The organism is Pseudoalteromonas sp. PAB 2.2 (assembly GCF_001938575.1).
Taxonomy (GTDB): domain Bacteria; phylum Pseudomonadota; class Gammaproteobacteria; order Enterobacterales; family Alteromonadaceae; genus Pseudoalteromonas; species Pseudoalteromonas lipolytica.
This window is the reverse complement of record NZ_LYPI01000010.1, coordinates 19,638-41,546: the sequence shown is the minus strand read 5'-3', so window position 1 is coordinate 41,546 and position 21,909 is coordinate 19,638. Positions and strand designations below refer to the sequence as shown.

Sequence of the window (21,909 nt, the reverse complement as noted above, 5' to 3'; positions counted from 1 at the left end):
TATCCTATATCCTGATCATTTATTATATAGACCGGTACATCTTTAAAAATCTTGCACTAAGCACGTGGATGATGTTGCTCGTGTACCGACTTCAATCTCTCATTCGCTACATGGGTATAAATCTGTGTTGTTGATAAGTCACTGTGACCTAACATCATTTGCACGACACGAAGATCAGCCCCATGATTCAGCAAATGCGTTGCAAACGCATGTCGAAGCGTATGCGGTGATAACGGCGATTCAACTGATGCCAAAATAGCATAGTGTTTGATACGATGCCAAAAAGTTTGTCGCGTCATGCCAATCCCTCTCTTAGATGGGAACACAAAGTCAGTCGCATGCTTGATCATCTGCGCGCGGCCAACTTTTAAAAAGCGCTCAAGCCAATACATCGCTTCTTCACCAAGCGGCACTAAACGCTCTTTATTTCCCTTACCTTTAACGAACACAACTGCTTGGCGCAAGTTAATTTGCTCCATCCTAAGCCCTACCAGCTCAGTGACGCGCAGACCCGTTGCGTATAAAAGCTCCAACATTGCTTTATCGCGCAGCCCCATAGGCTCTTCAATATTAGGCGCAGCGAGTAGCGCTTCAACCTCAGCCTCAGACAGAGTTTTGGGTAATGACTGCCCTGCTTTTGGCTGTGCAATATTCAGCATTGGCGAATCAGCAATGGCTTTTTCACGTACAAAGTATTGGTAAAAACGTTTAAGCGCACTGATGCTGCGCGCAGTGCTGCGTGATTTAAGCCCTAAATCAACTCGGTATGCCAAGTAAGCTTCAATATCTTCACTGCTGACAGCCAGTAGATCTTTGTCTTTTAAAAACTGACAAAACTTATCAAGATCGCTGCGATATGCCATCAATGTGTTTTCACTGACCCCTTGCTCAAGGTACAAAATATCTAAAAACAGCTCTAAATGTTCGGCATTGTTTGACGTTATTGCTACTTTTTCAGCTGTGAAATTATTTTCAGCCACGCGTATTGTCATCCTTATCAAGGTATCAATTAAAAAAGCCTTACGGTAAAATAGTATCAAACTACAGGAAGATAGATACTAAAAGCAGCTTGAGTAACTATCATATCAAGCAAATACACGGTGATAAATACGATGCAGATTGGTTTATTTTATGGTTCTACTACTTGCTATACAGAAATAGCGGCAGAGAAAATTCGCGATATTATCGGGCAAGATGTTGTCAGCTTACACAATATCAAAGATGAGCCATTAAAAAATGCAGAACAATTCGATTTCGTTATCTTCGGCATTTCAACGTGGGACTTTGGTGAGTTACAAGAAGATTGGGAATCAATTTGGGACGACATCAAAGAGGTGAATCTAAACGGTAAAACCGTGGCCCTTTTTGGCATGGGCGATCAGCAAGGTTATGGCCAGTGGTTTCAAGATGCTTTGGGTATGCTACACGACGAAATTTGCCATCAAGATATTACCTTCTTAGGTCTATGGCCTAACGATGATAGCTATGAATTTGAAGCGTCAAAAGCTCTCACAAATGAGGGTAAACACTTTGTTGGATTGGCACTTGATGAAGACAGCCAATATGAACTCAGCGATGAACGTATTGCTAATTGGGTTGAGCAAGTGATGACTGAATACAGCGAGACCCTGTAATATTCACTCCCTAATTAAGTGCATTGCTGCATAACCCATTTATTTATTAAAACGCCAAGCATTGCTTGGCGTTTTTAGTGTTAGGCTATTCAACACGCTGCCAGTATTGGTTGCGGTAGAAAAAGGCGATATAACCGCGTACTTCAAGCACTTTTCCCTGTTCTTTAGGGGTGAGCTTTAAGGTGTAGGTTTTGCCATTATTAGGGTCAAGAATTTCACCGTCTTGCCAACTGCCATCGCCCGCTTCTTTCGCGCCATCGATAATGGCCATTCCCAAAATTGGCTTATTTTTTTTATCGCCTTTACATGCATCACATATTGCATCTTGTTTGGCTGGGTTAAGAATTTTTTCAACTTCACCAATAAGTACACCGTTTTGCTCACGAATGCGTACCAAAGATTTAGCTTCATTGGTTTCCTCGTCAATGGTTTTCCAAAGCCCAACAGGGCTCATTGCAGCGACGCTTAATTGAGAAAATAAAAGGGCTGATAAAGCGATTGTGAGTCGTAACATAAAATACTCGCATAAAATTTAAGGCCTTATTACTATATCAGGGCTTGGTAAAACACACCATTTTGCTATGATCAGAAAAAGACAACACATTGCGAGGGAACACAATGAGTCAATATACGTTACTTACCGGAGATATTGTCAGCTTCGACAATAATCAAGTCACCCCAATTAAAGCAGATGGCGAGATTAAAACAAACCGCTTTGGTGAGTCATTATTTATTCCGCATAGCGCTAAAACCGCCGTAGAGCTTGGTAAACTCGACGATAATTTATTTAACTTAAACAAATTAATGCGCTCTGGGTATGCCGACCCCTGCCCTGCCACACGCGTGCTAATAGAAACCAAAGACCCTTTACCTGATATCGATGGCTTATTGATAAAACGCCGTTTTAGTATCATTGATTTTTGCAGTGCTGAAATAGAAAAACAGCACACAAAAGCAGTCTTAGACGCCTTGCTTGAGCTTGAGCATGTTCAACAAATTCAACTTGATGAAGTAATGCAGCTGCAACCTCCCGTGCAATTAAGTGCAAAATAGAGGTACAATCAACGCATCAATATGCCATACCAATTCGCTTAATTAAGTGCGCTATTTTGGGGCGATAAAACCTCGTTGAAAACAAGGCAAAGGTTTCGTTATTTAGTTGTTCTCGGCAATTGCTCCTGCATTGCTCTACCTCCTGCATCCATGCAGTCGTAAATCAGCAATGTTTAACACAGGTCGCAACCGGTTTAATCCCTCAAAATAATTAAGCATTTTTGCGAATTGGAACCATACGGCAGCTTCATTAGTAAAAGGATAAACAATGAAAAATGCGCTATTTTTACTCTTTGCAACAACGCTGCTTGTAGGGTGTGATGAGTTAGAAGTCGAGGAAAGTCATGATTTTGGCAACCAGATGTATGAGAACAAGTATACATTGATAAACACCACCGCCTTAGAGGTTGACTACTCCATGGCAAATACCGACCTGTTTGGTAACGCAAGAGAAGTCAGTGATGCGCAATATTATGTAGACACGCTCGCATCAGGTTCATTACCTGTTGATATAACACACCTTCACAATGAACGACGCCGTATTTCATTTTATGTAGAAGATCACAGTGAAGCGAGCAACTTCGCAGAGCAAATGTATCAAGTGGACAACGACCAGCCTTACCATTTTGTCGCCTGGCAAAGTGCAGAAAAGCTGCGTTTAACGCTCATAAAACAGACTCAAAATAACAAAGAGGGCTTTTTTGCCGTCCGCTTTCTTGCCACCGAAAACATTCGCTTAAAAATAGAGAATCAAATAGTTAACCTATATCAAAATCAATTAAGTACGTGGTATCACACTGATGACTGCGCAGATGATATTAAAATCTCTCGACTGAATGATGAAGGTAAGCGTGTTGATGAATCAGTTGCCATTTGTCATGCCTCATATGGACACTCTTATACATTATTAGTAAGCGAAAATGGCCTACAATCGAGCATCAGTGAATAGCAATACGACCTTTTAGAGTAAAGTGATGACGGACTATTAATGGCTGGTATGCGTCACATTTTCAAATAAAAGTCCTTGCATAGCGCACTATATTCAGCACTGTACGCGCCACTGTTTGCATGAATCGTTAAATGTGTTGTCGTTAAAGGGGCTGCAACCTGACTAAATAACATTAAACTGCGACTAGGTGCTTTTTTCTCGGTTGTTTTAACTAAACACAGGTGGTTTAAATACCAGCCTTCTTGCTTTGCAATGGCAATAAATTGCTCGGCCTCAGGACAAGGCAGTATCACATTGAGCAGAGTATGTGCATGACTCAGCGCACTACACGCTTTGATTAATTCGCTAAAACTCAATCCATCGGTGTGGCGCGCTGTATTGCGTGCTGCATTATCGCCTTTAAGGCTGGCATTGAAATAAGGTGGATTAGTGATAATTGCATCAAAGGGGGTTGCTGCTTTAAAAGACTGCACAGCCCCTTGATAAAGCATAATGTCAGGCCAAGGGCTATTAGCAAAATTAGCGCGAGCATCAATACACGCGTTAACCTCTATTTCGATAGCGTTAACAACCGCCTTCGGCGCACGTTGTTTTGCCATTAAAGCAAGCAACCCGGTGCCTGTGCCAATATCAACAATTCGTGCAGCATCGCTTACATGTGCCCATGCCCCCAACAAAATCCCATCTGTTGAAACTTTCATTGCAGTGTGAGTTTGCCCTATCGAAAACTGTTTAAACACAAAACCTGACATTTTTTCACCTTTTCATTCACCAACAGCTGGATAGCGCGTATAATTAACGCCAATTGTCCTCTATTTATGTCACTCTATGCAATTTTCTGAATTTGATATCGATAACAAGCTGTTAAATGCCATTAATAAAATGGGTTTTGATACGCCAACCAGCATTCAACAACAAGCGATCCCTGAAGCATTACAAGGGCGCGATATTTTGGCATCTGCACCCACAGGTACCGGTAAAACAGCCGCGTTTTTGATCCCAGCTATTCAATACTTGCTTGATTTCCCTCGTCGTGACCCTGGTTTTGCCCGCGTACTTATCATGACTCCTACTCGCGAGCTTGCTTATCAAATCCATGAGCATTGTGAACAGCTTGCTGAGCAAACACACCTTAAAATAGGTGTTGTGACGGGCGGCATCAACTATGGAACGCACAAAGAAATTTTTGAGAACAATAACGACATTCTTATCGCGACACCTGGGCGCTTAATGGAATACCTCGAAACCGAGAACTTCCATGCTGAAAATGTCGAAATGCTTATTTTAGACGAAGCCGACCGCATGCTCGATATGGGCTTTCGTAAAGAAATGCTGCGTATTTGTGATGAAGCCAGAAATCGTCGTCAATGTTTTCTATTTTCAGCCACACTTGAAGGTGACAGTGTTGAGCTTTTCGCTGAGCGTATTTTAAATGATCCTGCGCTACTAGAAGCAGAATCGTCGCGTAAAGAAAAAGCAAAGATCCACCAGTGGGTTCACTTAGCCGACGACTACAACCATAAGCTTAAAATGTTAGTCGATATCTTAAACGGCGATGATATCCATAAAGCGATAGTGTTCGTTAAGACCCGTGAACGCCTAGAATCATTAATTGGTGCGTTAAATAACGAAGGACTGCGCGTTGCTTGGTTACGTGGTGAAATGCCACAAGATAAACGCATGAAAGCAATGGAGAACTTCCATTCTGGCCGCAATAAAATATTGGTAGCAACCGATGTGGCTGCCCGTGGTATTGACGTGGCAGATATCAGCCATGTGATTAACTTTGATATGCCTCGCACCGCAGACATATACGTTCACCGTATTGGACGTACTGGTCGTGCAGGCAAAAAAGGAATCGCGATTTCATTTATCGAAGCGCATGACGTTGCCATTTTAGGCAAAGTTGAGCGTTACATCGAACAAAAACTAAAGCGTCGAGTAATCAAAGGGATAGAGCCGCAACACAAAGAAGCAAAAATCCCTTCTAAAAAGAAAAAAGATCCAGCAAAGATCAAAGCGAAGAAAAAGGCAAAACCAAAAAAGAAAAAGTAGTGCGTGCTTAATAAGCCTTGTTAATAAAAATGCCGAGCCTGTCTCGGCATTTTTATCGCTGTTATTTGCCGTGTCTTTTTTACTGAACTATGTGTAATTACTTCACATACAGTTTCTTCAAAAAAATAAAACCTATAAAAATCAACAAACTAAAATTGGAACAGAATTTGTAATTGTTCATACAGAGTTCAATCTGTCATTATTGCGAGGGAATTGTATGAGCCGTTTCAAATTATCTGTTGTCGTAACCTTATTTAGCTGTCTTTTTTTATTGGCTTGCGCCACACAAGTCAGTGCCAACACCCATGTTTTAACAACCAGTACTTCGGCGCAACCGCGATTACAGCAAGTGGCTTTAAAGAAACTAACGAATAACCGCAATTTTAAAATTGAAAACTTACAGGTTATTGTAAGTGGCGATACGATTGAATTATTAGGTTCAACGGAAACGGGGTTTCAACGTGCGCTGGCACAAAAGTTCTTAGAACACAGTCAGGGTGTAAGGCATGTAAAAAATAACCTTAAAGTGAGTAAACTAGAGAGTTGAACACTTTAAGGTTATTGCAGCTAACGCACGGCTGCGGTCAGCGGGTTATTCACCACTGGCTTTTAAATTAATAAATTTCGCAAGCTCTTCAGGCTGACCAACCAGCATCATGATTTGCTGGTTGATTTGCATCATCGACTTGCCTTCAGGTAGGCGTGCCGATAAAGACAATTTTGATAAACCACTGGCAAAGTTTTTAATCGCAGTGTCTAACTCCGCACTTACAGGAGCTTGTTGTAATTGCATTGCCACAACTTGCTCAAGGTCATCAAGTGTCATGCCTTGCGCTTTTAAGAAGCTTTCGACAACAGTTTTAAGTTCACCGTCGTCGTTGATTTCAAGCTCGATACTGCGCGGCTCTAATTGGCTCATTGCCGCCATCATTTTTGATTGTTGCTGTAGTTGTTGCTCTAAAGTGAGCTCAGCCCCATTCGCAGCATTTTGTGCTTGGCTGATTGATAAAGATGCTTCCATCAACGCCGTTGAATTTGCTAAACCAAGATTAAAACGTACATCAGCCACTTCGCTTGCCTTCACGTTAAGCGCAAACTTGCTATCACCTGACTCTTTGTTGTAATCAAGCGATGAATTCACGTTGTAACTCGTTGCGGCAAGCTTATTATTCGCACTGTCTGGAAGTTGCGATAAAAACTCATCACTAAAGCGGAAATTTGTCATCACGAAGCCCGTGTGGGGTGGGATCGCATCAACTTCGTAACCCGTCACTTCAATATTGTCGATAGTGGCAATGGTTTCATCGCCTTCAATGCTTTGCACATTTATACCAGACAACTGCATGCTGCTACTGAACACACTTGCTGAAATATCGCTGTAAGTGATATCTACACCACTTTGGCTTGATAAAGCGCTTAGTTGCTTATCAACAACCTTTTTCACTTCCTGTGTTGCTGTATAGTTTGCGTAAACGACGCCACCTACAGCTGCAGCAACAACGGCTGCAATTACTAACTTTTTCATTTTATTTCCTTTGATTGGTGTTTTTTATAGTCTATCAAATTACAACTAGTTTATTAAAGACAGTAACTCATGCACTGTTTTAACAGGTGTAATTTTTGCGCCCAATCCTTCCATTGATTTATGGTAGTTACGATATGGAATAAAAATTTCAGTGAAACCATGCTGAGCGGCTTCTTTTACTCGCGGCACCCCACTGTCGATGGGCCTAACGTCACCATTTAAGCTTAATTCGCCCATAATACAGGTGGTTCTTGGCACAACAAATTCATTCAAACTACTCAACAATGCCGTAACTAATGCTAAGTCGATACAGGTTTCAGACTCATCAATTTTTAGGCCACCGACAATATTAAAAAACGTGTCATGAAAGATTTTAGTCTTGGTGTGTTTACGCAAAATTCCCGTGAGCATTTTGATACGATTCATATTTAAGCCAACACACACTCGCTGCGGAAACTCAGCCTCTGTTTCTGTGGTTAAGCACTGAATCTCTAACAATAAATTACGATTACCTTTACGAATACATGTAATAGCCGATCCCGGCGATTCGGTGCTTGATCCCGATAAAAATATTTCGCTTGGGTTGTCAACACTGAGCATACCGCGCTCACACATTCTAAAAATACCGACGGTATCAATATCGCCAAAACGGTTTTTATTGGCACGTAAGGTACGAATTTGCCCATCGTTGGTATCAATATGCAGCAGCGCATCAACAATATGCACTAAGGTTTGCGGGCCTGCGATTTCGTTGTTTTTATTAACGTGAGCAATAATGAACATGGTGACGTCATTTTGCTTACAATATTGAGTGAGTGCTTGTGCTGCACTTTTAACTTGTGAAGGAGAGCCTGGGCTGCCATTAGCGGCTTCTGTCACAACCGCTTGAATTGAATCGATCACCGCAAACTTAATCTTGTTCTTATCAAGCTCTTCAATAATTGCTTCAACGCTGGTTTCTGACAGTAAATAAAGCTCATCAGGGTTATAATCTAAACGCAGTCGGTTTACACGGTTTTTAAACTGCGATAATGACTCTTCTGCCGTACAATAAAGTGACGGCATCACTTTCGACATGCGAGCAATTAAATCTGACAATAATGTCGTTTTTCCAGCCCCTGGATCGCCCGAAATAATATTTACGGAACCGGTGGTCACACCGCCACTTAATACACGGTCTAACTCACCAATGTCGGTTAAGCGTTTTTCTGCTTCGGCGGTTTCGACTTCATTAATTTTTTTTGAGCCGCCGCCAACACCGCCTGCGTAGCCTGCAACCACGGCACGGCTTGCCGCTTGTTTTGACTGTCCGGCTGAGGGCTTAAATTCTGCTAGCGTGTTCCATGCACCGCACTTACACTGTCCTTGCCAGCGCTGATAGTTCATGCCGCACTCTGTGCAGACAAATTCGATTTTTGCTGATTTTGCCATTCGGCCTTACCTATTTAGGTCGCTAATTTGTGACTAACTTGTTATTAAAAACTGACACTTAACACAATTAATGTATAGTAAGTTTATAATCACAAAAAGATAACTCGTTGTAACTAAAACCTCTTACTCCAGCTCTTTATTCAACACACTGTTAAATAAAGAACCGCTTTAGGGCATAGTTTTTGCTTACAAATAAAACTTAACAGTGCTTGCCATTTATTTGGCAAATACTTATAACAATAATTAATAAAATAAAAAAGTGACTACTGTTTGTGTTTTTACTGCGTAATTGCCGACTAGTATACCTACTTTTTTTAATAGACGTTGATGGTTTTATAAATGGCTGAAGACATTCTGCTTAAATATGAAAGCCTAGTTGAAGAGCTAAAGGCGTATTTAGGCACCCCAAAATTCGACAAACTGTTTAAATCAAAAACAGCGGGCTTAACTAAGCCTGAGCAGTTTTTGATCAAAATGGAGATGTCGCGTTTATCTCAGCCTGTTGCACGGTTTATTGATTTACGTGGGCAAGTAACGGGTCAAGTAAAACCATACGAATACGAAGGTAAACAACACTTTATGGACGATACTGCCATCGAAGTGTTTGAACAGGCTATTAAACGCCATGGCGGTTACACCCTTGCTGTCTATGAAGCGGTGATGAACACTGAAAACAACCATCGTGTCATGCAAAAGAAAGCGGCCGAACAAGCTCTTACTGAAGACGATAACGACAGTCAGTTATCAGCCAAAGTGATAAAATTTGCCTCCTACGAAAGCCGTCGTGAAGAGCGGATGAATTACTCTATCAAAATCACTGTTGAGTTTGATAAAGACAGCAAAGTAGCCGCAACAACATCTGATATCTCACTCAGTGGTGCGAAGATAAAGCTCGCGCCACGCTACAAGTTAAAAAAAGGTCAACTTATAGGCCTGCGCCTAGTCGGCCTTGAACAAGATTTTGAGTTAGGTTTAAAAAACGGAATTCAGTACGAAGTCGTCGCGATTGAAAAAGTATCACGCGAATACAATCATGTTCGCCTAAAACGCACCTTTATTGAAAACAACGAAAAGTTTGATGAGTTTTTAGAAAGCTTTATCCACGGCAATAAGCGTCGTTATAAAGTTAACCTAGACAATACGCTCGATGCGGTTGTGTCAAAAGGCTATGAACAATATTACATTCCGCGTGTGACCTCTCTTTATACCTTTTTAAGCTTACAAGGTGACAAGCTATACCCAAGCCTTGCCTTAACAACTGAAAATAATATTTTTATTCAGCGTTATTTTTGTGACGAGCGCAAGCTGTCTTGCTTATACAGTATTATTAACCAACAACGTATAGGCCACTTATTAAGCTCACCAGAGGCAGTAAAAGAAGAGTACCTTTATACTTTCACGCATGTTGTTGCTGGTAAAGTGTATTACTACTCTGCCACGCGTAGTGAGCTTGAAAGCCAGCCTCAGCTTAAAAATTTATTTTTAGGGTTTGGTAGTCAAAAAGACAGCTGGCAATGTTTTAAGTTGCAATTGATGCCAAGTCACCCTGAAGATTCGTATATTCCGTTGTCACTGCCCAGTAGTGCAGGGAAAGACATTGAAAAGTTGAACAAACCGCCCTCACCTCGCGTGCAAGGGTTGATCAAAGACGTTAAATATTTACTGATCTTAACGGCCATTGGTACGCCCTATGAGCAGCACTCTTATAAACAATTAACATTTGATAAAAACGCGATTAATCAACTAAAACAATTTGGCCATAGCAAACATAAAACACCGCCACACCTAGAGCCCGTAGCCCTTGAATATGTAAATTTAAGAGCGCACAAGCGCTATTTGTACAAGACAGCTATCGCCATAAATCATCACGAGCAGATTATCACAGGCCATACCCGCGACTTGTCAGTTATGGGATTACAAATCGAGTGTGATAAACCTGTTGAGTTTAAAAAAGGCGACATAATTAATATTAGCTTGCCTGATTTACAAAAAATTACCAAAAAACATGATTTATCGAGCCTTGCTTACGAAGTCATGGCGATTAGTAAGTCACTCACCACGGTTAATCTAAAAGTTCACCGTATTACAGACTTACCACATATGGCGATTAAGTTCTTTACGGTACTGATTGAAAACAATAAAGATAAGTTAAGGGTGTGTGAAGAGTCGCCTAAAATACCGGGTCTTTCAACGGCACTCAGAAATATGGTAACCAAAAGTGTTTGCCAATTTCCGTTCTATTTACACAAAGAAGCAGCGCATTTTAAAGCCGGTGCAATTGGTCAGGGTTTATATCCGAGCCCATTACATGTATTACTGCAAAACTTTGCGCTCTTAAACGAAAACACCAGTATTGAAGGGATTTTATCAACGCAGCAAATCACCGAAGTCATTACACCACTCATAAAAGATCGTAGCCGCCAAGACCCGCCGCTTGCTTTTACCTTATTTATTCGTTTTGACCCTCGCCAACCTTCAATCAGCGACGCGATTACGAGTCGGTGCATTAGTGAAGATGACTACAAACCCCAGACTTTGTTTGTAAAAAAAGCGCTGAGAAATGACCTCATGTTTGTGTTTCGTTTATATGTATCACGTACAGGGCGCCCTGATATTGATTATTTATCAAACGAACTCAAATATATAAGTCAGTATGCCTTACATAAAGCGAAAGATCTTGAAGAAGCGCTGTGGGCCGTGGCAGGTGTGGGTGATTTAATTGATATTAGTGATGAAGCGCTTACGCATTTTGATATTGATGAAACACTCAAAATCGAAATGAATAAGCGCAAGAAAACGTGGTTAAAGCGTGTAATCTAATGGAATTGTGAGCAAGTAACTGACTTGAAGTAACGAGCCTTCATTAATGGCTGTTTGTGCTTGCTCAACAACTTTCGGTTTTCCATGAACAGCCACGCCAAGCCCTGCTGCAGCCATCATTTTTAAGTCATTAGCCCCATCACCCATGGCAACAGTTTGACGGGTATTAAGCGCCAGTTTTTCTGCGATTCGCTTAAGCACTCGCGCTTTTTCTTCTGCATCAACAATCGTGCCTATGACCTTACCCGTTAGCCGGTTATCTTTAAACTCAAGTGTATTAGCATGTACTTCATCTAAACCAATAAGCGATTGTACTTGCTCAGCAAATGGCACAAAACCACCCGAGGCAATGGCAAGATGCCAGTCATACTTTTTAAGGTATTGGCAGAGCTCATTCACACCAGGCATCAAGGGTAAACGCGATTTTAAATCATCGATTAAATCAACATCAATGCCTTCAAGCTTTGCAACACGCTGTTTTAAGCTTTGTGCAAAATCAAGCTGCCCAGCCATGGCTTGCGCAGTGACAGCGGCCACTTCATCATACACATCGGCTAAACGTGCAATTTCATCAATACATTCTATCGTAATCGCTGTTGAATCCATGTCCATGAGTAATAAACCAGGCTCATTCACGGTGGGTGGATTCGTTAACTGCACCAATTGCAAGCCATGCTGATTGGCAAAGGCGGTTAATACGGATGGACTGAGTGGTGATGTTGAGTCGCTATGAACACACCACGCTGAGGGCATAGATTCAATAGGCTGATAACAACACACGGTTAAATTTGTGAAGCCGTGCGAGCTTAAAAACGCTGTCAGAGCCAGTAAATGGTCAGCACTGAGTTCACCGCCAAACGCCACGCTCAGTACGCCTTGGTGTGCTTTGGGTAAAATATCTGTCGCAATTAGGTGTTTATTTTCAATTTTATACCAGCAATTTAGTGTTATTTGACCTGTTAAATTTGCTGTAGGTGTAGCAGCTAAGCTAAGCTGTGACATAGTGGCTCCACGTTAGACTTATGTCTGTTGTTGTGCGTGTATTTGCTACTCGCAATCAATGAACTAATAAGGTTATTATACTGGTTTAGTTGTACCATCAATTGTAAAAGCTGTCAGCAGCGTATACGGTGACTATGAAAAATAACCAACTTAAAACTCCATTTTCGGCTACTTATCGCCAACGCATCGTGCGATTAAGCCTAGCTGCGGCCTGTTTTGTGTTGCTTAGTTGGGTTGCCGTTAATAGTAGCTTTCAAAGCCATCAACTACTTTATGACAGTGCTAACAGTACCGCGACAAGCCTAACAAAATTTATGGCGCTTAATGCGCAGACCCCGCTCGAAGAAAAAAATAAGCCCGCATTAAATGCACTGTGTAATAACATAGCAGAAGACGAGTATGTTTTAGCAGCCATCGTTTATGACCAACAAGGGATCCAAATTGCCGCCAGTGATAACTGGCAAAGCCACCACACATTTGGACTTTTACCAGACTCGACCCCGGGAATAAGTAAACTCAAAACCCCCTTTGTCGAGCCTGTAATAAGCGATGATGAGCGTCCGATAGGCTTTGTAACCATCACTTATTTAACACAAGCGTCAATTGCAACCAGTCACAGCAGTTTTCATGATTTAGGCAGACAGGTCTTACTCATGTTGGTTATTACCTGTATTTTTACATGGCAACTAGGCCGAGGATTAAAGCGCTGGCAGGTAAATCGTTATATCAAAAAAAGTGCTGAGCAAGAGTCATAAAGCGCATCAGCTAACAATTGCTTTTCAGTACCCGAGACACCTTTTAGCTCACATAGGTGAGTAAACACCTCTCGTATTTTTAGTGGCGTATTGATTTGCCCTTGAAAGCCTGCAAGTGGCATTGAGGGCGCATCGGTCTCAAGTACTAAATGCTGGGGGGCAATATTACTTATCACTTGGCGTGTTTTTTCAGCTCGAGGGTAACTTATCACCCCACCCACCCCGAGTTTAAAACCTTGCTTAATATAGCTGTTTGCTTGTTGCTGCGACCCGGAAAATGCATGAATTACCCCGCCATATTTAGGCTTACATCGCTTGAATGAATGCGCAATGAGATCATGGCTTTGTCGGTGGTGAACTATCAGTGGGAGTGCCAATTGGTTAGCAAGCTCAATCTGCCCTTCAAATAACGCAATTTGTTTATCAAGATTATCAATACTGCGATCAAGCCCGCATTCACCAATCGCAACAAGTTCATTCGCATGGGTTTTAGCAAGCTGCTCTAGCTCGCTTAGATGATGGGGTTGATGCTGTGATAAAAAATAAGGGTGTAAGCCTAGTGCAATTGATACGCTTGGATACGATTTTGAAAAGCAAAGCAATTGGGTCGATTGTGCCAAGCTAATACCCGGCACAACAAAGTGTGAGATCCCTGCGTTTTGACACGCGTCGATAAGCGCGTCGCGATTCTCATCAAACTCGCTAAAATCGAGGTGACAATGGGAATCAATAAAACGCATTTATGGATTTAAACGACCGAATTGCCAACTGCCGTCAGCGTTGCGCTGATACATAAAGCGGTCATGCAAACGGTGTGCACCGCCCTGCCAAAATTCAACTTTAGTCGGCTCTACACAATACCCTCCCCAAAAATCAGGGAGAGGAATTTCACCATCAGAAAACTTCTGCTTCATTTTAGCAAAGGTTTCCATTAGCACTTTACGAGACGAGACAGGACGACTTTGCGCAGACGCCCAAGCTGCAAGCTGGCTTTCCTTAGGACGCGATAAAAAGTACTTTGCCACTGCTGTGGTTGGTAATGGTTTTGCTTCACCATACACAATTACTTGACGCTCCATATGGTGCCAAGGAAAGTGTAAGGAAATTTTGTTGTTCCCTTTAAGCTCTTGCGCTTTGCGTGAACCCGTGTTGGTAAAAAACACGAAGCCGTTTTCATCAAGGTGCTTTAGCAAAACGATGCGCTGCGAAGGCTGACCATGCTCATCAACCGTTGCCACCACCATTGCCGTCGGATCTGGCAAGTTAGTTGCCACAGCCTGCTCAAGCCATTTTTCAAACTGCTTGATAGGCGATGCATCAAGCATGTCTTCAGATAAACCATCCTGTAAATATTCACGGCGAATATCTTCAAGTTTCATTTAAAAATTCCTTCTATCACAGTAAGCTATCAGCTAAAAATTAAGCAACATTTATATCTTGTCAATTTTTGTTGGGTGTCGCTGCGCTCTACCCAACCTACGAAGGCGGTAACATACGTTATCTGCAAGTGTAGGAGTGCTAGCAAGGCAATGAGCTTATTTATGCCAAGGAGCATACGTGTTTTGTATGTGACTTAGGCTAAATAAACTCATTAACGCAGCTAAAGCGAACTACACGAAGCAGATTACATTTGCTCCATAACTTCGATACCTAACAAATCCAACCCTTTTTCAAGCGTCTTCGCAACCAAATTACACAGTACTAAACGGCTATCACGTACACTTGGTTCTACACCGTCTTTAAGTACTGGGCACGCTTCGTAGAACGTCATGTATAGGCTTGCAAGTTCGTATAGGTATCCACATAGTACGTGTGGCGTTGCTTCGCTGATCATCAGGTCGAGTACTTCTTCTAATTGGAGAAGTTTTAGCGCAAGTGCTTTTTCTTGCGGCTCGTTGATAGCAACGTCTGCTGTTAATGAAGCGGCATCAATACCTGACTTGCGGAAAATACTGCGAACACGCGTATACGCATATTGAAGATAAGGTGCAGTTGCGCCTTCGAAACTCAGCATCGTATCCCAATTGAAGATATAGTCGCTGGTGCGGTGCTTTGAAAGATCCGCATATTTTACTGCGCCAATCCCTACTTTACGGGCAATTTCACTACGCTCTTCGTCGCTTAGATCTGACTCACGCTCTGCAAGCTTTGCTGCTGCACGCGTGATTGACTCTTCAAGTAAGTCAGCTAGTTTAACGGTGCCACCCGTACGTGTTTTGAATGGCTTGCCATCTTCACCCATCATGGTGCCGAATGGGCAAAACTCGTAACTAGTTTCATCACGTAACAAACCAGCTTTACGTGCAGTTAGCTCAACTTGGTTAAAGTGTAAGCTTTGACGCGCATCAACAAAAATTAAGATACGGTCAGCACCTAGTTTGTTTGAGCGGTAATCACACGCTGCTAAGTCAGTTGTCGCGTATAAGAAACCGCCGCCTGATTTTTGCACGATAAATACTGAAGGTTCACCGTCTTTATTAGCAAGCTCGTCTAGGAACACAACTTGTGCGCCATTAGACTCAACAGCAATGTGCTTGTCTTTTAATAAAGCGATGATATTAGCAAGCTCACTGTTGTAAGCACTTTCAGCCATAATATCGTCTTGTTTAAGCGTAACATTTAAGCGCTTATACACTTCTTCAGAGTGCTTCACTGACGTGGCAATGAATAGCTTCCACAGCTTTTCACAGTGCGCATCGCCACCTTGTAATTTAACCACGTAGTCACGGGCTTTATCGGCAAAGCCTTCTTCATCATCAAACCGTTTTTTCGCATCGCGGTAGAAGGTTTCTAAGTCTGCTAGAGCCACTTTGTCTAAGTCGACACCTTGGCTAATTTGGTCTTCTAAGTGCGCAATCAACATACCAAACTGCGTACCCCAGTCTCCCATGTGGTTTTGACGAATAACATCATCACCACGGAACTCAAGCGCACGAACAACGGCATCGCCAATGATCGTAGAACGTAAATGGCCAACGTGCATTTCTTTCGCAAGGTTGGGTGATGAGTAATCAACCACAACTTTTTGTGCGGTTGCATGCGGTGAAACCGCGAGCTTTTCATCTTCATTCGCTGCTTTTAAGCTTGTTGATAAAAATTCAGGCTTTAAGTGAATGTTGATGAAACCTGGGCCTGCAATTTCTGTTTTTTCTGCGATATCAGCAAGGTCTAGGTTATCGATAATTTTTTGTGCCAGTTCGCGTGGGTTTGATTTTAGCTTTTTAGCCGCTCCCATCGCGCCATTGATTTGGTAATCACCAAACTGCGGGCGTGTACTTTGTGTTACCGCGGGGTTCGTGTCTTCGGGTAGTCCTGCTGCAACCATGGCTGCAACGGCTTTTTCAATTAAAAGAGTACGGATATTCATTGTAATTTTTACCTTTATTGCCCGCCATGCGGGCACTTAAAATATGTGCCTGTGTAAGCTTAGTTTTCGCGTGTATGGTTAAACTTAATATCAGGATAACGTTCCATTGATAAGTTTAGGTTTACACGACTTGGCGCGATGTAAGTAAGGTTATCCCCCCCATCTAGCGCTAAGTTGCTTTCGCACTTGCGTTTAAACTCTTCAAACTTTTTAGTATCGTCTGAACTTACCCAGCGTGCAGTATTAACACTGACCCCTTCATAAATAGCATCTACGTTGTATTCTGCTTTTAAGCGTGCAACAACCACATCAAACTGTAGTACACCAACAGCGCCAACGATAAGGTCGTTGTTAATAAGTGGTCTAAATACTTGCACCGCCCCTTCTTCTGATAACTGCACTAAGCCTTTTAATAACTGCTTTTGCTTAAGAGGATCTTTTAGACGAATACGGCGGAATAATTCAGGCGCGAAGTTAGGAATACCGCTAAACTTCAACTTTTCACCTTGGGTAAAAGTATCACCAATTTGAATCGTACCGTGGTTATGTAAACCAATAATATCGCCCGCATAAGCATCCTGCGCACGTTCGCGGTCACCGGCCATAAAGGTTACCGCATCAGAAATGCTCACTTGCTTGCCAATACGTACGTGATTCATCTTCATACCTTGGCTGTATTTGCCTGATACGATACGCATGAAAGCAATGCGGTCACGGTGTTTAGGGTCCATATTCGCTTGAATTTTGAATACGAAACCAGTGAAGTTTTCTTCTGTTGCAAGCACTTGGCGATCTTCTGTTTCGCGTGGTAATGGTGACGGAGCCCACTCAGTTAAGCCATCAAGTACATGGTCAACACCAAAGTTACCTAGCGCCGTACCGAAGTAAACAGGTGAGAGTTCGCCCGCTAAAAAGAGGTCTAAGTCAAACTCGTGCGATGCACCCATTACCAGCTCAAGTTCTTCACGTAATTGCTCTGCTAGTTCGCTGCCGATGGTTGCATCTAGCTCAGGGTTATCTAAGCCCTTAATTGTACGAACTTCCTGAATAGTGTGGCCTTGGCCGGTGCTATATAAAATCGTTTCTTCGCGGTGAATATGGTAAACACCTTTGAATTCTTTACCACAGCCAATCGGCCATGTTACTGGTGCACATGCAATGTTTAGTTCGGTTTCTACTTCGTCTAATAACTCCATAGGATCACGAATATCACGGTCACACTTATTCATAAAGGTAACGATTGGCGTGGTACGTAAGCGCGTTACTTCCATTAATTTACGTGTGCGATCCTCAACACCTTTTGCCGCATCGATAACCATTAAACACGAGTCAACTGCGGTCAAGGTACGGTATGTATCTTCAGAGAAATCTTCGTGTCCTGGTGTATCAAGAAGGTTTACCAAACGCTGGTTATAGGGAAACTGCATTACTGACGTAGTTACCGAGATACCACGTTCTTTTTCCATTTCCATCCAGTCAGATTTAGCGTGCTGGTTTGAGCCACGACCTTTTACGGTACCTGCTTTTTGGATTGCTTGTCCGAATAACAGCACTTTTTCTGTAATGGTGGTTTTACCCGCATCCGGGTGCGAGATAATCGCAAAGGTGCGTCGTTTATTAATTTCGGTAGTTAAATTAGACATGTAAGCTGCTTTTAGTCATAACAAAGCACACCTAGCGGCTCTAAAAACGAGAGGCCTCGGTGCGCACTGAAAAATAAAATAGAATTGCGGGCATTATACCCTGTTTGTCTTAGCCAAAAAAGCAGCGATTGTAAGTAATTATTCCCCCTTGATAAGCAATTTTCGTTGTTCACTTTTTTGCTAAGCTTGTGTAATCAAGTTGTAACGCATACTATTGACAAATTGCACGGAGGGATATCAATTTAGGTCATGAAAACCAGTAAGCTCAGTATTCGATTATTATGGTATATCACGCCATTAGTGATCTTACCTTTGTTGTTTTTAGGTGGCTTTACGTTAACCAATGTGACCAATTCAACAAAAAAACAAGCAGAGCTTATTGTGAGTCGCTTTGTTGAGCAGCAACAGCATAAAATTTTCAACTATATTGACTCATTTCATTCCATCACTCGCCTTTTATCAACCTCTCCGGTACTTGCCGATTTTTTAGCACGCGAGCCTAATTCGAAAAATCAGTATATAGAACACCTCGGCGAGTTAATGAATGTATTTGCCAGTTACTCAGAAGCGTACCCTGATATTGTCAGCATTAACTATGTTGACTCGCAAGGTAAAAGTGATGCGTTTTATTCGAGCCAATTAACTCCTGCACCTAAAAGTTACCCGTTTTTTGATCAAGTTCTACAGTCTAATTTACGTCAACAACAATTTATGATCCCCAAAGAAGACGGCTCAACCAGTCTTTATTTTGTGCACCCTATTTACAATATCGACTATTACTTAAAACGACCCCAAGAGTTAGGCTTTATCGTTGTTCATGTTGAGCCATCAATTTTGAACACCAGTATTTTAGAAGCCCCTTTTAATAACACCTTAAACCTATTTTTGACCAGTAAAGGGCAAATACTCTTTAGCTCCGACTACGATTTACGGGGCAACTATTTAAGTGAGTATGAATTAGAACAAATTAAAGGCTTGGCCGATTATGGCAAGCTGTCTAGCATTGAACTGTCGAGTATCGATAAAGAAGAGCGTATTATTTATGCGGTACAAATGACCGATGGCGATTATTATGTATCGACCACGCCCAAAGATTTACTTTACCAATCTGGTAAAGCCATTAGTTTAATCACCGCGCTGATTGTGATCATCTCGGTTATTTCGTTACCCATTTTAATTTATATTGTGGTACGCAATTTACTACTCACCCCTGTTGAGTTATTGGGTGCGGCCAGCCATCGCGTTGGAGATGGTGACTTATCGGTGTATTTACCCGCCCACACCAATGATGAAGTCGGTGTATTATTTAACGACTTTAACCACATGGTGAACCAGATTCGTCATTATCAAGATGAGTTAAAAGAGTATAAACACCACCTAGAAGATAAAGTTGAAAGCCGTACAAAAGCACTTGAAGCAATGAACAACAAGCTTGAAATAGCCATTGCACAAGCTGAACAAGCGAATCAACTTAAAAGTCGTTTTTTAGCGAATATGAGTCATGAAATTCGCACGCCTCTTACTGCCATTATGGGGTTTACCGAACAGCTACTTCACAATAAAGATGCCGTGAATGACGACCAGCATTTAAGCACTATTTTAAGAAACTCAAAACACCTGCTTGAGCTCATTAATAACATTCTCGACTTATCAAAGATTGAAGCTGAGAAGCTTGCTGTAGAGTGTGGGCCATGCTCAGTCGTCCAATTAATTCATGATCTTGATTCGATTATTCGTCCACTGGCAAACGAAAAACGATTAGAGTTTACAATTAACTACAGCCTGCCAATTCCTAAAAGTATTAACAGTGATACGACCCGTTTAAAGCAAATATTAATCAACATAGCCAGTAATGCGGTGAAATTTACCGAACAAGGGCATATCTCCATTGATATTCGCTACAACAGTGCAAAACAATATTTAGAATTTGCGATTCAAGATACAGGTATTGGTATGTCAGAGCGCGAAGTTGAACGGGTGTTTAAACCGTTTGAACAAGCCGATGCCACAACAACTCGCCGCTTTGGCGGTACTGGGTTAGGACTTTGTATTTCGAAAAACTTGGCTCAGCTATTAGGAGGAGATGTTTACCTTAAGAGCGAGCCCGGTATAGGCAGCTGTTTTACAGTGCAAATTGCGTGTCACCTAAAACCAGAACAACAACAAAATGACGCCTTTATTCACAACTTAGAGCAATTGTCTCCAAGCAAAGATCTACAGCTTTCTTTTGCCTCAAATAGTTTTGATGCAAATATATTGGTCGCCGAAGATAACCCTGATAACCAATTGCTTATCAAACTGTTATTACAGACCTGGGGACTTGAGCCAGACATCGCGAAAAACGGCGCAGAAGCCGTTGAAATGGCACTCGTCAATGACTACCAACTCATTATTATGGACATGCAAATGCCTGTTATGGGTGGTTTAGAGGCGACGCAAATGCTGCGCCATGCAGCCTACGATGGACCAATCATCGCGCTTACGGCAAATGTAATGAAAACCGATGTTGACACCTATCTCGAAGCAGGCTGCGATGAAGCACTTGCAAAACCGATTGATAAAAATGCCCTTGAGCAAGTGCTGGTTAGTTATTTAAATATTGAAAAAGACAGTCAAAACAAGTGGGAAAATTTACTCAAAAGTGAGAAGTTCCAGCAAATTAACGACAACTACCGTTCTAAATTACCTGACTACCTCAACCAAGTCGTGCAGTTGTACCGAACTAAAGAGTGGGAAGCATTACGCTCGCTGGCACACAGTCTAAAAGGCAGTGCGGGTTGCTTTAGCTTTGAGGAAATCCATGAGACTGCGGGGCAACTCGAAACGGCACTACGCAGTAACCAAGCCCAGCAAATAGAACAAAGTTACGAAATGCTTATCAGTGCGTTAAAAAAGGCTTCTTAAACGCTAGAAGCGTAAAGTTAAGCCCATTAAAATGGCATCTTCGTTACCTGTTGCTGTCGGATAATAATTTTTTCGCACCGACATATGAGAAAAACCTGCACGCTCGTATAGTGCAATGGCACGCGTGTTTGACTCTCGCACTTCTAAAAATAGATTTTCAGCGTGTTGTTGCTCACCATGATGAATAAAAGCATCTAAAAGCTGCTTTGCAATGCCCTGCCCTTGATGACTTGGCGCCACACAAATATCCATTAACGTGTAGTCAGGCCCAGCTTGCTCACCAATGTAAAAACCAAGCATCTCATCACCTTTAAAAGCGGCAAGATTAAAGTAACGTCCAGCTAAACACGACAACATGGTTTTTTCGGTCCATGGGTGACTGTGACAGGCATTTTCGATTGTCATTAGCTGAGTTATATAATTTGCATCAACAGGCTTAAAGCTTATCAAGTTGTTCACCAATTAAAGACCACAATTGTTTTTTTTGCTCACTGTTAAGTTTCTCACTTGGTAAGGCTAAACAGCCATCCTGCCAGCTTATATTTGGCGCTTTGACAACGTGTGTAATCACCAAAGGAGCACATGCTTTTTCAAGATCATGATGAAACTGTAACGAGAGTGTAAGCGGCGTTTGCTCAGACATTGGCGCATGTTCTACTTGAACATCAGGCACTGTTCGATAGTGTTGGTTTAACTCTAAAGATTGTACAGAAAATATCGCAGCGTAACTTGGATTCATAACAACTCAATCATGATTAAGAGCAAGTAATA

Annotated in this window: 20 protein-coding genes; 8 read left to right on the top strand and 12 right to left on the bottom strand. The window is 42.0% G+C overall.

The window, feature by feature from the left end; genetic code table 11:
• Positions 1-56: 56 nt before the first annotated feature.
• Entirely contained in the window at positions 57-944 is an 888-nt protein-coding gene (gene xerD / locus BWD47_RS08670; protein ID WP_371915641.1) for a site-specific tyrosine recombinase XerD, read from the bottom strand.
• Between the two features lie 168 nt (positions 945-1,112).
• On the opposite strand from xerD, the gene fldB reads away from it, so the two are divergent.
• Positions 1,113-1,634: a flavodoxin FldB gene (gene fldB, locus BWD47_RS08665; protein WP_065978436.1), complete on the top strand. Its 522-nt coding sequence runs from the start codon at positions 1,113-1,115 to the stop codon at positions 1,632-1,634.
• An 85-nt stretch (positions 1,635-1,719) separates the two neighbouring features.
• On the opposite strand, the gene BWD47_RS08660 is transcribed toward fldB, so the two are convergent.
• Entirely contained in the window at positions 1,720-2,148 is a 429-nt protein-coding gene (locus tag BWD47_RS08660) for a DUF2147 domain-containing protein (RefSeq protein WP_036970567.1), read from the bottom strand.
• 104 nt (positions 2,149-2,252) lie between these two features.
• Here BWD47_RS08660 and BWD47_RS08655 point away from each other — a divergent pair, with 104 nt between their 5' ends.
• Positions 2,253-2,687, top strand: a complete 435-nt coding sequence (locus BWD47_RS08655; RefSeq protein WP_065978437.1) for a hypothetical protein — start codon at positions 2,253-2,255, stop codon at positions 2,685-2,687.
• A 268-nt stretch (positions 2,688-2,955) separates the two neighbouring features.
• The gene (locus BWD47_RS08650; protein ID WP_075593822.1) at positions 2,956-3,636 is read left to right on the top strand and encodes a hypothetical protein; all 681 of its coding nucleotides are present in this window, start codon (positions 2,956-2,958) and stop codon (positions 3,634-3,636) included.
• A gap of 53 nt (positions 3,637-3,689) precedes the next feature.
• Here the strand turns inward: BWD47_RS08650 and BWD47_RS08645 are convergent, their stop codons facing one another.
• Positions 3,690-4,388, bottom strand: a complete 699-nt coding sequence (locus BWD47_RS08645) for a tRNA1(Val) (adenine(37)-N6)-methyltransferase (RefSeq protein WP_075593821.1) — start codon at positions 4,386-4,388, stop codon at positions 3,690-3,692.
• Positions 4,389-4,464: 76 nt separating this feature from the next.
• Between BWD47_RS08645 and srmB the strand changes: the two genes are divergently transcribed.
• Entirely contained in the window at positions 4,465-5,691 is a 1,227-nt protein-coding gene (gene srmB, locus BWD47_RS08640) for an ATP-dependent RNA helicase SrmB (protein WP_036970576.1), read from the top strand.
• 217 nt (positions 5,692-5,908) lie between these two features.
• Positions 5,909-6,238 carry a BON domain-containing protein gene (locus tag BWD47_RS08635; protein ID WP_065978441.1) on the top strand — a complete coding sequence of 110 codons (330 nt, stop codon included), beginning with the start codon at positions 5,909-5,911 and terminating at the stop codon, positions 6,236-6,238.
• A 45-nt stretch (positions 6,239-6,283) separates the two neighbouring features.
• On the opposite strand, the gene BWD47_RS08630 is transcribed toward BWD47_RS08635, so the two are convergent.
• Both BWD47_RS08630 and radA read right to left on the bottom strand, forming a co-directional pair.
• Entirely contained in the window at positions 6,284-7,216 is a 933-nt protein-coding gene (locus BWD47_RS08630) for a hypothetical protein (protein ID WP_074989442.1), read from the bottom strand.
• A 45-nt stretch (positions 7,217-7,261) separates the two neighbouring features.
• Entirely contained in the window at positions 7,262-8,647 is a 1,386-nt protein-coding gene (radA, locus tag BWD47_RS08625; protein WP_036970582.1) for a DNA repair protein RadA, read from the bottom strand.
• A 339-nt stretch (positions 8,648-8,986) separates the two neighbouring features.
• Here radA and BWD47_RS08620 point away from each other — a divergent pair, with 339 nt between their 5' ends.
• Complete coding sequence (locus BWD47_RS08620) at positions 8,987-11,467, top strand: PilZ domain-containing protein (protein ID WP_075593820.1); 2,481 nt, start codon at positions 8,987-8,989, stop codon at positions 11,465-11,467.
• Here BWD47_RS08620 and serB read toward each other — a convergent pair.
• Positions 11,450-12,469, bottom strand: a complete 1,020-nt coding sequence (serB, locus tag BWD47_RS08615; protein WP_036970584.1) for a phosphoserine phosphatase SerB — start codon at positions 12,467-12,469, stop codon at positions 11,450-11,452. The two genes, BWD47_RS08620 and serB, sit on opposite strands and share 18 nt — an antisense overlap.
• A 134-nt stretch (positions 12,470-12,603) precedes the next feature.
• Between serB and BWD47_RS08610 the strand changes: the two genes are divergently transcribed.
• On the top strand, positions 12,604-13,224 hold the full coding sequence (locus BWD47_RS08610; protein WP_036970587.1) for an AhpA/YtjB family protein: 621 nt from the start codon (positions 12,604-12,606) through the stop codon (positions 13,222-13,224).
• Here BWD47_RS08610 and BWD47_RS08605 read toward each other — a convergent pair.
• From BWD47_RS08605 to prfC, 4 genes are all read right to left on the bottom strand, one after another.
• Positions 13,191-13,964 carry a TatD family hydrolase gene (locus BWD47_RS08605; RefSeq protein ID WP_075593819.1) on the bottom strand — a complete coding sequence of 258 codons (774 nt, stop codon included), beginning with the start codon at positions 13,962-13,964 and terminating at the stop codon, positions 13,191-13,193. The genes BWD47_RS08610 and BWD47_RS08605 overlap by 34 nt on opposite strands.
• Complete coding sequence (gene pdxH, locus BWD47_RS08600; RefSeq protein WP_065978444.1) at positions 13,965-14,603, bottom strand: pyridoxamine 5'-phosphate oxidase; 639 nt, start codon at positions 14,601-14,603, stop codon at positions 13,965-13,967.
• 245 nt (positions 14,604-14,848) lie between these two features.
• The gene (gene argS, locus BWD47_RS08595; RefSeq protein ID WP_036970597.1) at positions 14,849-16,591 is read right to left on the bottom strand and encodes an arginine--tRNA ligase; all 1,743 of its coding nucleotides are present in this window, start codon (positions 16,589-16,591) and stop codon (positions 14,849-14,851) included.
• Between the two features lie 59 nt (positions 16,592-16,650).
• Complete coding sequence (prfC, locus tag BWD47_RS08590; RefSeq protein ID WP_036970600.1) at positions 16,651-18,234, bottom strand: peptide chain release factor 3; 1,584 nt, start codon at positions 18,232-18,234, stop codon at positions 16,651-16,653.
• A 249-nt stretch (positions 18,235-18,483) separates the two neighbouring features.
• On the opposite strand from prfC, the gene BWD47_RS08585 reads away from it, so the two are divergent.
• Positions 18,484-21,138, top strand: a complete 2,655-nt coding sequence (locus BWD47_RS08585) for a hybrid sensor histidine kinase/response regulator (protein ID WP_036970603.1) — start codon at positions 18,484-18,486, stop codon at positions 21,136-21,138.
• A gap of 3 nt (positions 21,139-21,141) precedes the next feature.
• Here BWD47_RS08585 and rimI read toward each other — a convergent pair whose 3' ends face one another.
• Both rimI and BWD47_RS08575 read right to left on the bottom strand, forming a co-directional pair.
• On the bottom strand, positions 21,142-21,588 hold the full coding sequence (gene rimI, locus BWD47_RS08580; RefSeq protein ID WP_065978446.1) for a ribosomal protein S18-alanine N-acetyltransferase: 447 nt from the start codon (positions 21,586-21,588) through the stop codon (positions 21,142-21,144).
• Positions 21,575-21,877, bottom strand: coding sequence for a hypothetical protein (locus BWD47_RS08575; protein ID WP_036970608.1), 303 nt, complete (start codon positions 21,875-21,877; stop codon positions 21,575-21,577). Before BWD47_RS08575 ends, rimI begins: the two co-directional genes overlap by 14 nt.
• Positions 21,878-21,909 lie beyond the last annotated feature (32 nt).